Below are 14,785 nucleotides of genomic sequence, written 5' to 3'. Positions count from 1 at the left end.
GGGCGATCGAGATCCCCGCACGCGCAGGAGCGCCCCCGGCCCCGCAGGGCCGGGGGCGCTCCCCGGTGGTTCAGCCGTGCGCTACGAGCACGGGCGCGCCGCGTACGGAGCGCTCACCTCCGTCTCGACGGGGGCGCCGTTCATCATGGCCGTGGCCTCGACGGTCACCGCACCGGCGGGCAGGTTCGCCTGACGGGTGGTGAAGGCGTGCGACACGGTCTTGCCGGGCGCCACCGAGGTGAACGACTTCGTGCCGGACGTCGACGTGAAGGTCACGCCGACGGGGACGTCGGAGCCGTTGCTCGCCTGGACGGTGACGATCGCCTTGCCCGCGATGCAGCGGGTCGCAGCGCTCGCCGTGATGTCGAGCGCCGGAGCAGCCTCGCCCTCGGTGAAGGCGAAGGTGTCGAGCTCGAACAGGTCGCCGGAGGGTCCGGAGTAGCTGAAGTACACGTCGTGCACTCCCGTCGCTCCGGTCAGCGCTGCGCTGACGTCGGTCCACTCGCCGGTCGTCCCGTTCACCGCGACGGTGCCCGCGACGGGCCCGGTCTCGGAGTCGAGGCGGACGGTGACGGTGCCGCCGGCCTGCAGCGCCTTGGCCTTCGCGGTGAACGTCGCGGCTCCGGTGTCCCCGAAGTCGACGGCCGACAGCGCGGTCCAGTCGCCGTTGTCGAGGTCCTTCAGCACGAGGTTCTGGGTCGCGCCCGCGGCGGGGGTGCCGAGCGGCGCCGTCGCGATGCCCTTGCTCCAGCCGATGGTCTCGGCCGGGAAGGTGCGGTACGGATCGAAGTCCTTCACCTGGTCGACGCCCTTGTAGTCGCCGACCACCTGCTGCACCGTGCCGTCGGCGTTGAACTGCAGCTCCTGGATGTGCGGGCTGCGGTACCCCTGGGTGGTGTCGCCGTTGATCCGCTTGTTGAGCGTCGGCGCGTGGTAGGTGAAGTAGTACTTGCCGCCCAGCTCGAAGACCGACTGGTGGTTGTTGCCGCCGGTGCCGGCTCCGAAGAAGCGGCTCTGGTTCGGGAACATCACGCCGGCGTAGTTCTCCTTGGGCCAGGACATCGGGTCGTCCGAGATCATGTAGCCGATCTCGCCGCCGCCCGGGTAGCCGGGCTCGCGGGTCTGGTTGCCGCCGAAGTCGTTGCCGCCGAAGTGGGACGAGTACGAGAGGTAGTACTTGTCCTGGCGCTTGAACACCTGGGCCGCCTCGAACGCGACGGGCGCGTCCACGACGGCGGAAGTGCCCTGGGTCGAGATCATGTCGTCGCCGAGCTCGATCACGCGGATATTCTTCGGGTTGTTGAAGCGCTCGGCCGCGGGGAGCGCGGTCGAGGCGGGTCCGCCTCCGAAGAACAGGTAGCCCTGGCCGTCGTCGTCGACGAGCGGTGCCGGGTCGAACTTCCACGCGACCGCCTCGGCGCCCGGGGTGGACGCGTTGATGAGCGTGGAGGTCCGCTGACTGGTCCACGGGCCCACCGGCGAGTCGCCGGTGATCACGTTGCTGGAGCCGCCGCCGTTGGCGTAGTAGAGGAAGTACTTGTCGACGCCGTTCACGGTCTTCTTCGCCATGCCGGGAGCCCACGAGTTGCCGGTGTAGGGCGCGACTCCGGTGGAGCCGGCGACCTGGATCTCGCCGTGGTCGGTCCAGTTGACGAGGTCGTCCGAGGAGATCACGGTGATCTGGTTGATCTTGCCGTAGTCGATGCCCGCCGAGACGCCCGTGGCGGGGTTCGGAGCGTAGCCCTGGGTGTCGTTCGTCATGTACATGTACACGCGGCCGTTCTCGACGAAGCCGAAGCCGTCGGCGCCGAACTTCCAGCCCATGAGCGGGTTGTGGTCGCCCGGGATCTTGCCCACGACCTCGATGGTGCGCGAGGCGGGCGCGGGCGGCGCCGCTCCGACCAGCGAGACGTCGTCGAGCTTGTAGTCCATGAGGTGCGTCTCGGGCGCGGCCGACGGAGTCGCCGTCCACGGCGTCTCGAAGAAGAGGCGCGCGGTGGCGACGCTCTGCCCGGCGGGGATGGTGAACGATCCGTTGATCGTCGCCCACTGCCCCTTCGTGGCGGTGACGCTCGCGAGGTTCGTGTAGGTGCCTCCGCCGTAGTGCATGGTGGCGAAGAACTGCTTGGTCGCGGGGCTCGCGGCGTTCTCGTACTTGATCTGCGCCTTGACCTGGTAGGTCTGGCCGGCGACGACCTTGCCGCTGAGGTCCTGCATGGCGCCCGCGCCGGTGGTCGTGCGGCCGGTGACGAGCGCTGCGGCGGTGCCGGTGCGCGCATCCGTGGTCGTCGCGATGGTGCCGGCGTCGGCGGCGTTGCCGTTGTTGACGAACCAGCTGCTGATGCCGCTCTCGAAGCCGCCGTTGACGATGAGCTCCGCCTCAGCGGCGGACGAGGTCTGGGCGGCGAAGGGGGCCACCAGGAGCGCGGTCAGCGCGGCCGTGGCCAGCAGCCTCAGCCGCAACCGCCCCTTCGGAGCGGCTTCTCGTTGTGGTGATCTCACGGATCCTCCTTGATCGTGTCGTGCAGGAGATCGTCGGCGACGGGTGCCGCTGACGCGTTCGGGGGCGGGGGCGGCCGCGCGGGCCGCCCCCGGAGTGCTCAGCCGCAGGACGCGGCCGAGTGGGGCGCTCTCACCGTGGTCGTCACCGGCTCGCCGTCGAGGGTGGCGGTCGCGGTCACGACCACCTCGGCGGCGGGGACCGAGGCCGCCCGCGTGGTGAAGGCGTGGCTCGTCGTGGCGCCGGGTGCGAGCGCGGCGACCGTCTTCGTGCCGGAGGCGCTCTCCATCCGGAGGGCGACGGGCACGTCGTCGGCGTTGGTCGCCCGCACGGTCACGACAACCTTCCCCGCGATGCAGCGGGTCGCGGCGGCGGCGGTCACATCGAGCGACGCCTCCTTCAGCGTCCCGAGGCGGGCCAGCTGGTAGCTGAGCGCGCGCTCCGGGGCGTCGATCTGGTTCTGCGTTCCCGCGGTGCCGACCGCCTGCGCCTTCGCGAGGACCGACTGGAGGTCGGACCAGGCGTCGGCCGGGTAGTCGTCGGAGCGGAGCGTCGCCGCGTGAGCGACGGCCGCGTCGAGCTGCGAGCGGTCGAGCGCCTTCCCCTCCGAGGAGAGGGTGTCGCTCAGGAGGAACTCGTCGACGTCGACGTGGCCGCCGGCGGTCTTCGTCGCGTAGCTGAACAGCCCGAGGCGGTGGCCCATGAAGTGCGTGAGCTGACCGTCGAGGGTCTGCGGGCCGACGCGGCTGCCGAGCTTCGTCCAGCTCGTCCCGTCGAGGCTGTACGAGAAGGTCGTCCAGAGCTGTCCGGCCGGGGCCGAGAGCTCGAGGTCGGCCTTCAGGCGCACCTGCGAGGCGTCGCCGAGGGCGGCGGTGGTGCCGGGGAGGAAGGACTCCACGGCCGCCTGGTCGAACGTGGTCGCGAACGGCTGGCTGCGGTTCACGACGCCGACGGTGGTGACGCCGTCCACGCGCTTGACCGCGACGTAGGAGAAGCCGCGGTTGTAGGCCGCGAGGCCGGCGACGTCGCCGTCCTTCATCCCGGAGACGTCGAACGCCGCCTCCGCCGACTGCTTCGGAGCCACGATGCGCTGGGAGAGCGTGTTGCGCGCCTCCTCCAGGTACGTCATCTCGGGCGAGCCCGAGAGACGCGTGTGCGCGGCCGTTCCGCTGAGCACCTTCCCGTTGGTGAGGCGGAGCCAGCCCTCGCGCTCGGTCAGCGACCAGTAGCGGTTGTCGGGGGCGTGGTTCCACTGCCAGGGGAGGGCGAGGGTCGAGCCGTTCGGCTCGATCTCGGCGGCCGTCGGGCGCTCGAGGGTGGGAGCGGCGCCGACGAGCGAGACGTCGTCGAGCAGGTACTCGGTGCTCGAGGACGCCGGCTGCGGATTGCCCCACGGCGTCTCGACGGCGAACTTCACGCTGCCGACGTTCGCGGTCTCGGGCACCGTGTAGGTCCCCGTGATCGTCGTCCACTGCCCCTGCGTGACGGCGGCGGAGGCCATCGTCACGGGTCCCGCGCCGAAGTCGGCGCAGAGGTTGAAGCGGACCGACGCGGGGCCGGTCGTGTACTTCACCTTCGCGGACACGGTGTAGGTCACGCCGCGCTGCAGCTTGTTCGCGAGCACCTGGCTCGGGCCTGAGCCGTTGAGCGTGCGGGTGCCCACGCGGAGCGCGGCGGTGCCGGACGCCGGGTCGGTCGTGTCGGCCGACAGCGTCGCGCCGAACTGGCCTGCCCACGGCGCCGTCCCCGACTCCGCTCCCGGGTTCTGGAGCAGCTGCACGCCGAGCAGCGACGCGTCGTAGGAGGGCGCGGGCGGGATCGTCCACGACTCGTCCTGGTAGGCCTTCGCCGGGGCGTCGTTGTCGAAGTCGTCCGAGACGACGATGCTCTTCTGCCGCTCGAACAGCTCCTCCTCGGGGCTGAGGCGGATCGGCTTCGGGAAGCTCCCGCCCACCGGCACCGAGCCGTTCGTCCCGAACGTCGGCCAGCCGTCCTTCCACGTCGCCGGGATGAGCCCGGGGATGCGGCCGGTCGGGAAGCTGTCGCGGAAGAACATGCCGTGCCAGGCGGTCGAGCCGTCCTCCTTCGCGATCGGCACGAGGCTCCCCTGGGCGAACCCGCTGGAGTTCAGCACGCCTTTTCCCTCGTAGGGGTTGCTGCCGTCGGCGGTCGCGTAGCGGCCCAGCAGCTCGGACGAGCGGAACAGCGCCACCTGGCGGCCCTGGCCCGAGGGCCACGTGATGATGACGATGTAGTACTGCCCGTCGATGTACTGCACCTGCGCGCCCTCGAACAGGCCGCCGAGGTAGCCGGCTCCCGGGTAGTCCGAGGTGCGGAGGATGTTCGGGTACTCGGCGACGACGGTCGTCAGGTCCTCGCTCAGCTTCACGGCGCTGGTGGATCCGGAGCCGTAGAAGATGTACGGCGTGCCGCCGTCCGCGTCGTCGAAGAAGAGCGACGGGTCGTGGAAGGCGCGGCCGAGGGCCGTGCGGGTCCAGGCTCCGTCCTCGATGTCGTCGGTCGAGTAGAGGTAGGAGCCGCCGAGGTTGTTGGTGTTGAAGACCGCGTAGTAGCGGCCGTCGTGGTACCGGAGCGACGAGGCCCACTGGCCGTTGCCGTAGGAGTTCTGCCCGTTCCGGAGCGAGAAGCGGTCGCCGATCTCGAGCCGGTCGAAGACGTAGTTGACGATCTCCCAGTTGACGAGGTCGTAGGACTTCATGATCGGGGCGCCCGGGCTGAGGTGCATCGTGGTGCTGATCATGTAGTAAATGTCGCGGCCCTCGTCGTTCTCGGACGCGGGCACGCGCTCGACGCTGACGTCGGGCACGTCGGCGTTCAGCAGCGGCACGGAGTAGGTGCCGTCGCCGCGGTCCGTCGACGTGTAGGAGGCCTTCGGCGACCAGGCGCCGGCCGCGGTCGCCGGAGCCGCGCCGGAGGCGAGCAGGCCCGCCGCGAGGAGGGCGCCGATCGCCGTGGAGGCGACTGCGCGCATCGGGGTCATTCGAACAGCGACAGCGTCAGGACGGAGGAGTAGTCGCCGGGGGCGACGTCGGCCTCGGTCTTCAGGGTGAGGCCCGCGGACACGGTCCAGGACCCGTCCGTCGCGGTCTCCTGCGAGTCGAGCGACAGCGCGAGCAGCTCCTGGTCGAACAGGCCCACGGCGTCGGCACCCTCGTCGAGGATCGTGTCGACCGGGTCGCCCTCGGACACGAGGCCCGACTCGCCGCCGTCCACGAGGACCGGCGTCCAGCCGAGGTGGTCGGAGGAGATGTCCTCCTGGTCCGCGTCGCCGGTGAAGGCGCTCGCCGAGCCGAGGACGTACCAGCCGGCTCCGGCCGGGATCTCGTCGACGGTCCGGGTGTCCGTCACGGTCACGTCGGGCAGCTGCCCCGTGAAGGCGCGCACGGTCGGGGTGGAGCCCTCCTCGGCGAGCGTGGCGGAGGTGCCGTCGATCGACATCGAGAGGGCGCCGGGCTGCTCCAGCTCCTCGATGCTGACGTTCACGTCGACGTCGTCGGAGCCGTACTCGGTGTCGGCGGCCGCGGCCGCGGCGGCGACGCCGGACAGGAGCAGGCAGCCGGCGAGAGCTGCGCCCGAGCGGACGAGCCAGAGGGGTCGGGGGGTGCGTCGCGTGGACATGGTGTTCCTCACTCGATCGGCATCGTCGCCGATCAGGTCGAGCGCCGGACGGCGCGGAGTGGTGGCGCGGCCCGAGGCCGCGAGAGGACGGAGCGCGGCGCAGCCCGAGGGGCGTTCGGCCGCGCCTGGAGCGCAGGACGCGCGGAGAGCGGCGGACGGCTCGTGCGCGGCGGCTTCCACAGCGTGGCCACGCGAGCTCCAGCTCTCGACCCCCTCAGCACTGAGGGGAGAAAGGCTGCCCGACACTCGTCTCTCTCGACTGCTGAGCTTTCCCTCAGCTAGTCTTGCGGGCAATGTTACCGGGAACATTCCCGATTGCAAGGACGTGTTCTCAACCGTCCGGAGCAGCGCAGCGAGGCGATCACCGCGTTCCGCCGCGGCCGGGCGGGGACGGCGGGAGGGGACGAGGATGTCCGCAGGGGCGGCGACGGCGGAGGCCGAGCAGGAGGTCGTGACGACGGAGTGCGCGGAGCGCTCGGGCGTCATCGGCGTGCTCCTGGGCGACTTCGAGCCGTTCGGCACGGAGGTGCTGCAGGGAGTGGCGACGGCGCTCCGGGGGACCCGGTTCGACCTCCTCGCCGGCAGCGGGGCGAGCCGCCGGGGCCGGGCGGGCTGGGAGCAGGAGTCCCTGCGGCGCCTCACCGAGGCGCACGTAGCGGGAGCGATCCTGGTGACTCCCTCCGGCGTGATCCCCTCGTCGGACCTGCCGCTCGTCGTCGTGGATCCGCTGACCGCGCAGACCGAGCTGCATTCGGTGGCGACCGACGACTTCGGCGGAGCGCAGCTGGCGACGAGCCACCTGATCGGGCTCGGCCATCGCCGCATCGGCTTCGTCGCGGGCCGCCCCGACCTGGAGTCGTCGCACCGGCGCGGCGCCGGCTACCAGCGGGCGCTCGCGGACGCCGGCCTCCCCTACGACCCCGCGCTCGTACGGGTCGGCTACTACCGGCACGACCCCTCCCTCGCCGCCGCCCACGAGCTGCTGCTGCTGCCCGACCGCCCGACGGCGGTCCTCGCCGCGAACGACGCCTCCGCCATCGCCGTGATCGAGGCGGCCCGGGCGCTGGGCCTCTCGGTGCCGGGGCAGCTGTCGGTCGTGGGCTACGACGACGTGCCCGACGCCTCCCGGGTGGTCCCCGCGCTCACGACGGTGAGGCAGCCGCTGCACCGCGTGGGGCGCGCGGCCGCCCGGGCGCTCCTGACGCTGATCGACGGCGGGAGCGTGACCGAGCAGCACGTGCGGCTGCGCAACAAGCTCGTGCTCCGCGGGTCGACGGCGCCTCCCGCCGAGGGCCCGCCGTCCGGCTGACTCCTCCCCCTCCCCCAGCCGGCGGGAATACGCTCGGCGCATGAACCAGCAGCGCACTCCGGTCACGGTCACGGTCACGGGAGCGGGAGGCGCCATCGGCTACGCGCTCCTTTTCCGCATCGCCTCGGGTCAGCTCCTCGGGCCGGACGTCCCCGTCCGCCTGAACCTGCTCGAGATCCCCTCCGGCCTCCGCGCGGCCGCGGGCACGGCGCTCGAGCTGCAGGACGGCGCCTTCCCCCTCCTCCGCGGGATCGAGGCGACGGACGACCCGGCCGCCGCGTTCGACGGCGCGAGCGTCGCCCTCCTCGTGGGCGCCCGGCCGCGCAGCGCGGGCATGGAGCGCGCCGACCTGCTCGCCGCGAACGCGGGCATCTTCGGGCCTCAGGGCGCCGCGCTGAACGCGCACGCCGCCTCCGACATCCGCGTGCTGGTCGTCGGCAACCCGGCCAACACCAACGCCTGGATCGCGCGGCGCAGCGCCCCGGACATCCCCGCCGGCCGCTTCACCGCGATGACGCGCCTCGACCACAACCGGGCGGTCGCGCAGCTCGCCGCGAAGCTCGACGCCCCCGTCGACGCGATCGAGGGCGTCGCGATCTGGGGCAACCACTCCGCCTCGCAGTACCCCGACGCGACGCACGCCACCGTCGGCGGACGGCCGGTGCCCGAGCTGGTCGACGCGGAGTGGCTGCACACGGAGTTCGAGCCGCGGGTCGCCAAGCGCGGCGCCGAGATCATCGAGGTCCGCGGAGCCTCCTCGGCCGCGTCCGCCGCCTCCGCCGCGATCGATCACGTGCGCGACTGGGTCGACGGCACGTCGTGGACCTCGGCCGCCGTCGAGTCGGACGGCTCCTACGGGGTGGAGGAGGGGCTGATCTCCTCGTTCCCGGTCCGCTCCGTCGACGGCGAGTGGCGGATCATCGAGGGGCTCGAGATCGACGCGCACTCCCGCGCGCGGATCGACGAGTCCGTGCTCGAGCTGCGCGCCGAGCGCGACCAGGCGCTGGCGTTCCTCGCGTCCTGACGCGCCCCTCCCCGTCCTGTCGCCACGGGATGCCACTCCGGTGCGCCTCGCGCGACGTGTCGCGTACCGGAGCGGCATCTCGAGGAGGGGCTCAGCGGCGCTTCTCCGGAGTGGGGAGGGTGCCGGAGGCGCGGGCGGCCTCGTACCAGGCGTGCGCCTCCTCCTGGCGCTCCGCCTCGGCGCCGGTCGCGATCGCCGCGCGCACGTGCTCGGGCCCGTAGCCGAACGACGCGACCAGGTCGGCGGCGTGCGGGCGGATGCGGGCGAGCAGCCGGTCGATGTAGGACGTCACCGCGACCGCTCGCTGCGACGACAGGCGCCCGTGGATGAGGTACCAGTCGAGGTGCTTCTCGATCAGGCCCAGGCCGAACAGGTCGCGGAGCCAGGTGAGGACGGTGCGCGTGCCCGCGTCCTCGACGCCGGCGAGCGCCTCCGTGAACGCCTCCCACTGCAGCAGCTCGGCGTGCGCGCGCGCCGCCTCGATGAGCTCGCTCTGGTGCGCGTTGAACAGGCGGGCCGCCTCGTCGGAGGGCAGCTTCGACGCCGGGCGCAGCCGTGAGGCGATCCCCGCGACCATGCTCTCGACGCGGCCGGTGAGCAGCTCGCGCTGGTCCTCCCGCAGCTGGCCGACCGAGCGGGCCGTCGATCCGCGATCGGCGACGACCTGGGCCAGACGGCGCAGACCCGAGTTGTCGACGGTCGCCCCCGCGACCTGCGAGGCGGCGTACCGCGCGAGCTCCGCGGGCTGGGCGCCCTTGAAGCGGCGTCCGACGTCGGTCAGCAGGCGCTTGGCGACCAGCTGGAGGAGCACGGTGTTGTCGCCCTCGAAGGTCGCGTACACGTCGAGGTCGGCGCGCAGCTGCGTGAGCCGGTTCTCCGCGAGGAAGCCCGCGCCTCCGCAGGCCTCGCGCGCCTCCTGCAGCGTGTCGAGAGCGTGCCAGGTCGAGAGCGCCTTCAGCCCCGCGGCGAGGGTCTCGAGGTCCTGCCGCGACTGCTCGGTGTCGTTCGCGCCGGAGAAGACCTCGTCGAACGCCGTCAGCAGCTTCTCGTGCGCGAAGGCGGCGGCGTAGGTGGTGGCCAGGCGCGGCAGGAGGCGGCGCTGGTGCCGCTGGTAGTCGAGCAGCACCTCCTCCCGCTCGCCGCCGCCGGTGAACTGGCGGCGCTGATCGCCGTAGGTGACGGCGACCGTCAGCGCGATCTTCGCCGCGGCGACCGAGGCTCCGTCGAGCGAGACACGGCCCTGCACGAGCGTGCCGAGCATGGTGAAGAAGCGGCGGCCCGGGCTCGCGATCGGCGAGGAGTAGGTGCCATCGGCGGCGACGTCGCCGTAGCGGTTCAGCAGGTTCTCGCGCGGGACGCGGACGCCGTCGAAGTGGAGGCGGCCGTTGTCGATCCCGTTCAGACCGCCCTTGAGGCCGTCGTCCTCCCCGCCGACGCCGGGCAGGAACGCGCCCTGCTCGTCGCGGATCGGGACGAAGAAGGCGTGGACGCCGTGGTTCACCCCTTGGGTGACCAGCTGCGCGAAGACGACCGCCGCGCGCCCGTCCACCGCCGCGTTGCCGAGGTAGTCCTTCCAGGCCGCGCGGAACGGCGTCCGCAGCACGAACTCGCCGTCCTCGTAGGTGGCGGTCGTGGCGATCGACGCGACGTCGGAGCCGTGCCCGGTCTCGGTCATCGCGAAGGCGCCCGGGATCTCGAGGCTCATGATCCCCGGCAGCCACTTCTCGTGGTGCGGGCGCGTGCCCAGGTGCAGGACCGCGGCGCCGAAGAGCCCCCACTGCACGCCGGACTTGATCTGCAGCGAGGGGTCGGCGGTGACCAGCTCCTCGAAGCCGGCGATGTTGCCGCCGTGGTCGGCCTCGCCGCCGAGGTCGACCGGGAAGGCGCGGTGCACGCCGCCCTCGGCCGCGAGCACGCGCATCTGCTCCGAGACGCGGAGGCGGTGCTCCTTCATCGGGAGGCCGTCGGTGCGGTGCAGCTCGGGGCGGGCGGTCAGGGCGCGGCTGGCGAGGCGCTGCTCGCGCCAGGCGCCGAGCAGGGTCTCGCCGAGGGCGGCGACGTCGACGGAGGGGGCGCCGTCCTCGTCCAGGCGCGCGTCGACCTCGGAGCCGAGGGAGTCCACCGGCGGCGTGGGCGCGATGGAGCCCGAGCGGGAGCGCCGGGCCCGCGTGCGCCCGGTGGCCGCCCGGTCGGCGGCGTCGGCGGCGGAGCGGGGGTGGGGAGCGGTGCTGACCATGGTGTTCGTGTCCCTTCGACCGTCTGCGGTTCGGGCCGCTCCCGGTGCGTCGTGTGCCGACGGGCGCGGCAGCGGAGGCGGTCCTCGCACGGTAGGTCGCGCGGCGGCGCGGCGGAAACGTTCCGTCGCCCGGGCACAAACGGCGCCGGGCGGAGGCGGAAGCGCGTTGTCGGAACCGACCAGGCGGAGGCGGGGCGCCTCGTCTGTGCGCTGGACGGGCTGTCCCTGCCGACGGGAGCGGAGGAGGGGGCGGCTCGTCCGTGTGCTGAACGGGCTGTCCCTGCGGGCTGCTTCTGCGGAGGAGGGACGCCGCACCGGAGGCCGCCTCGCTAGTCTCTCGGCATGAGCGAGCCGCCGCTGCCTCCCCCTCCGCCCGCCCGACACCCGGCGGCCGGGCCGCCCGCGGACGTCGCGGCAGCGCCTCCCCGGACTCCGGGTGCGCCGCCCGTGGACGTCGCGGCCGCGCCTCCCGCGCCTCCGGCCGCGCCGGGATCCGGGGTGCCGCATCGGCACCCGGTCCGCGTCTGGGACCTGGTGCTGACGATCGTGCTGATCCTCGTGGCCTCCGCGGTGACGCTGCTGCTGTCGTTCTTCGGGCTGTTCTTCGCGATGGCCAGCGACTCGTGCGGCGGATCGAACGCCTGCGACATCGGCCTGATCGAGGGCGGGATGGTCCTCGCCGCGGGAGGAGTGTGGGTGCCGTTCCTCGCGGCGCTGGTCGTCTCGATCGTGCTGCTGGTGCGGCGGCGGATCGCGTTCTGGGTGCCGGTGGCGGGCCTCGCGGTGTCGTTCTGCTGCACGCTGCTCGGCGGGTGGATGGCGTCGACGGGCGCGAACGGCTGAGGGCGCTCGCCGGCGCCTCGGACCGAGGACGCTCGCGTCGGTGACGAGGTGGGCACGATCGTCGACGCGGAGCCCGGAACACGATCGCCCGCGCCGGCGCCCGCCTCCGTCGCGGGCGGTGAATCGCGCGCCTCAACGACGGATCAGTAGCTGTCCCAGCCGGGCTCCCAGTCGGGCTCGTCCGGCGGCACCCAGTCGTCCTCCGGCGGCTGCGCGGCGGACACCGGCGGACCGGACGACTCGCGGCCGAACGAGGGCTTCGCCCCTTGCGAGCGGGACGACCCGCCACGGGCGGCCGGCGCGCGGCGGGGAGCGGGAGCCTCCTCACCGGGTTCCGGGACGGCGATCTCGGGGCTCTCCCCCGCGACGACTGCGAGCACGGCCCCGCCGTAGGTGAGCAGCTTCTTCTGGCCGACGCCGCCGATGATGCTGAGCGCGTCCATCGTCGCCGGCTCGGCGGTCGCGATCTCGCGGAGGGTCGCGTCGTTGAAGACGATGTAGGCCGGGACCGCCTGCGCGCGGGCCTGCGCGGCGCGCCACTCCCGGAGCCGCTCGAACAGCGGCTGAGCCTCGCCCGACAGCTCGGCGACGGTGGACCGCCCGGAGCGGGAGGATCCGCTGGAGCGGGCCGGCTTCTCCGGCTCCTGCCGCAGCTCGACCTTCCGCTCGCCGCTGAGGACGGAGCCGGACGCGGGCGTGAGCACGAGAGTGCCGAAGCCGTCGTCGTTCACGCCGAGCAGGCCCTGCGCGAGGAGCTGGCGGGCGACTCCGCGCCACTGGGTGTCGCTGAGCTCGGCGCCGATGCCCCAGGTGGCCAGGCCGTCGTGCTGGTGCTGAGTGGTGCGCGGCGTGGTCTTGCCGCGGAGGACGTCGATGATGTGTCCGGCGCCGAACTGCTGGTTGCGCTCCCGCTTGAGGCGGACGACCGTCGACAGGAACTTCTGCGCCGCGACGGTGCCGTCCCAGGAGGCGGGCGGCTCGAGGCAGGTGTCGCAGTTGCCGCAGGCGGTGCTCTCCTGGCCGAAGTAGGCGAGCAGGTTCACCCGGCGGCACTGGACCGTCTCGGAGAGCGCGAGCATCGCGTCCAGGTGCGCGGACATCCGCCGACGGTGCGCCAGGTCTCCCGGCGACTCGTCGATCATCCGGCGCTGCTGCACCACGTCCTGCAGGCCGTAGGCGAGCCAGGCGGTGGACGGCAGTCCGTCGCGGCCGGCGCGACCCGTCTCCTGGTAGTAGCCCTCGACCGACTTGGGCAGGTCGATGTGCGCGACGAACCGCACGTCCGGCTTGTCGATCCCCATGCCGAAGGCGATGGTCGCGCAGACGATGACGCCCTCCTCGCGGAGGAACCGCGACTGGGCGGCGGCGCGCACCCGCGAGTCGAGGCCCGCGTGGTACGCGACGGCGTCGAAGCCCGCCGAGCGCAGCGCCTCGGCCGTCGCCTCGACGCTCTTGCGGGAGAGGGCGTAGACGATGCCCGCGTCGTGCGCGTGCTCGCGCCGCAGGAAGTCGATCAGCTGCTTGCGCGGCTCGACCTTGTTGACGATCCGGTACTGGATGTTCGGGCGGTCGAAGCTCGAGACGAAGTGGCGGGCGGCGCCGAGGTGCAGGCGCGAGGTGATCTCGCGGTGCGTCGCCTCGGTGGCGGTCGCGGTGAGGGCGATGCGCGGGACGTCGGGCCAGCGCTCGGCGAGCTCGCCCAGTGCGAGGTAGTCGGGGCGGAAGTCGTGGCCCCACTGGCTGACGCAGTGGGCCTCGTCGATCGCGAAGAGGGCGATCCGGCCGCGGGCGAGGAACTGCTTCATGCCCTCGTTGCCCAGGCGCTCCGGGGCGACGTAGAGCAGGTCGAGCTCGCCGTCGAGGTAGGCGCGCTCGACGCGGCTGCGCTCGCCCGCGTCCTGGGTGGAGTTGAGGAACTCGGCGCGGACGCCGTTCGCGCGGAGGGCGTCGACCTGGTCCTGCATCAGCGCGATGAGCGGGGACACGACCACGCCGGTGCCGGGGCGCACGATGGCGGGGATCTGGTAGCAGAGCGACTTGCCGCCGCCGGTGGGCATCAGGACGACGGCGTCGCCGCCTCCGATGACCTGCTCGACGATGGCCTGCTGCTCGCCGCGGAAGGAGCCGTAGCCGAAGACCTTCTCGAGGATCGCCTGCGCCTCGGAGGATCCGGATCCCGGGGCGCCGCTCGCCGCGTCGCTCCGGACGCCGCCGCGGGACTCCGCCGAGAGGTCGGCGAGCGGCGGGGCGGGGAGGGCTGTCGCGGTGGGCTCTGTCACCCGGGGAACTCTACCCGCCGCCTCCGACGCCGCCCCGGGGGTCCGGGGAACTGTGGAGAAGGGCCGCAGGGAGGGAGCTGGGGAGGCGGCTGCGGGGAGGTCGGGGGTCTTCTGCGGCGCCCGGCTCAGAGGTCGGTGAGGGTGCGGGTGTCGCCGTCCCAGAAGCGGACGCCCGCGAGGCCGACGGTGAACGGCTCGCCGAGGAGGGGGACGGCGTCGCCGAGCTGCTCGGCGCGGAGGCGGCGAGAGACGCTGATGTGCGGCGTCCAGGCGTCCGGCAGCGAGGTGTCGACGCCGCCCGGCACGAGGCGCGTGGCACGGCCGTGCAGCGCGTCGAGGGCGGGCGAGCGGACCACTCCCCAGGCGAGGACGAAGCGCCCGGCGTGCGGGAAGAGGAGGACGGCACCGAGGTCGGCCGTCGCCGGCAGCGGACCGAGCGCGCCCGGCTCCGGGGCGGTCAGCTCGGGCCCGGCGATAAGGGTGAGGTGCGGGCGGTTGCTGGCGGACGTGTGCAGTGCGAGGCTCGGGACGCCGGCCGCCTCGAGCGCCTCCCACTGGCTGCGGACGCGAGCCTCCGACTCCGGATCGAGGAGGACTTCGAGGCTGCGCATGTCCACATTCTGCCGCGGCTCCTGTGTGCGGGCCTTCGCAGGCGCGCGGCCACTCGCGGGCGCGCGCGGTCCTCGTCGGCTCCCGCGAGTGCGCAGGAGTCGTCGCACTCGCAAGCACGCAGGAGTTGTCGCACTCGCCCTCGACTGCGACGACTCTTGGAGACTCGACACTCGTCCACTCGAGCGACCCTCGAGTGCGCAGAAGTCATCGTGCTCGCGCTCGACTACGACGACTCTTGAGTGCTTGGCACTCGGCACTCGGCACTCGGCGCTCCCGCGAGTGTGCAGGAGTTGTCGCACTCGAGCTCGAGTGCGACAACTTTCGCGCACTCGCGGGGGCGGGG

Annotated in this window: 9 protein-coding genes; 3 read left to right on the top strand and 6 right to left on the bottom strand. The window is 72.9% G+C overall.

Features of this window, described 5'->3' with window-relative positions; translation table 11 throughout:
• Positions 1-81: 81 nt before the first annotated feature.
• The 3 genes from C5C30_RS12715 to C5C30_RS12705 form a co-directional block, all read right to left on the bottom strand.
• Positions 82-2,502, bottom strand: coding sequence for a family 43 glycosylhydrolase (locus tag C5C30_RS12715; RefSeq protein ID WP_219827802.1), 2,421 nt, complete (start codon positions 2,500-2,502; stop codon positions 82-84).
• A 98-nt stretch (positions 2,503-2,600) separates the two neighbouring features.
• Complete coding sequence (locus C5C30_RS12710) at positions 2,601-5,492, bottom strand: family 43 glycosylhydrolase (RefSeq protein WP_258065939.1); 2,892 nt, start codon at positions 5,490-5,492, stop codon at positions 2,601-2,603.
• 5 nt (positions 5,493-5,497) lie between these two features.
• Entirely contained in the window at positions 5,498-6,139 is a 642-nt protein-coding gene (locus C5C30_RS12705) for a hypothetical protein (RefSeq protein ID WP_104233676.1), read from the bottom strand.
• A 409-nt stretch (positions 6,140-6,548) separates the two neighbouring features.
• On the opposite strand from C5C30_RS12705, the gene C5C30_RS12700 reads away from it, so the two are divergent.
• Complete coding sequence (locus C5C30_RS12700) at positions 6,549-7,448, top strand: LacI family DNA-binding transcriptional regulator (protein ID WP_104333868.1); 900 nt, start codon at positions 6,549-6,551, stop codon at positions 7,446-7,448.
• A 40-nt stretch (positions 7,449-7,488) separates the two neighbouring features.
• Positions 7,489-8,472 carry a malate dehydrogenase gene (locus C5C30_RS12695; RefSeq protein WP_104224379.1) on the top strand — a complete coding sequence of 328 codons (984 nt, stop codon included), beginning with the start codon at positions 7,489-7,491 and terminating at the stop codon, positions 8,470-8,472.
• A gap of 91 nt (positions 8,473-8,563) precedes the next feature.
• Here C5C30_RS12695 and C5C30_RS12690 read toward each other — a convergent pair whose 3' ends face one another.
• Positions 8,564-10,708, bottom strand: a complete 2,145-nt coding sequence (locus C5C30_RS12690) for an acyl-CoA dehydrogenase (protein WP_104261146.1) — start codon at positions 10,706-10,708, stop codon at positions 8,564-8,566.
• 342 nt (positions 10,709-11,050) lie between these two features.
• On the opposite strand from C5C30_RS12690, the gene C5C30_RS12685 reads away from it, so the two are divergent.
• Positions 11,051-11,551, top strand: a complete 501-nt coding sequence (locus C5C30_RS12685; RefSeq protein ID WP_219814946.1) for a DUF6264 family protein — start codon at positions 11,051-11,053, stop codon at positions 11,549-11,551.
• A 143-nt stretch (positions 11,552-11,694) separates the two neighbouring features.
• Here C5C30_RS12685 and recQ read toward each other — a convergent pair whose 3' ends face one another.
• On the bottom strand, positions 11,695-13,701 hold the full coding sequence (gene recQ / locus C5C30_RS12680) for a DNA helicase RecQ (RefSeq protein ID WP_258065941.1): 2,007 nt from the start codon (positions 13,699-13,701) through the stop codon (positions 11,695-11,697).
• Positions 13,702-13,955: 254 nt separating this feature from the next.
• Entirely contained in the window at positions 13,956-14,441 is a 486-nt protein-coding gene (locus C5C30_RS17735) for a 2'-5' RNA ligase family protein (protein WP_181127356.1), read from the bottom strand.
• Between the last annotated feature and the right edge of the window lie 344 nt (positions 14,442-14,785).

Origin of the sequence: Rathayibacter sp. AY2B5, assembly GCF_002931645.1 — a bacterium.
Taxonomy (GTDB): domain Bacteria; phylum Actinomycetota; class Actinomycetes; order Actinomycetales; family Microbacteriaceae; genus Rathayibacter.
Note: the sequence above shows the minus strand (reverse complement) of the source record. Positions and strands in the feature narration are given on the sequence as shown.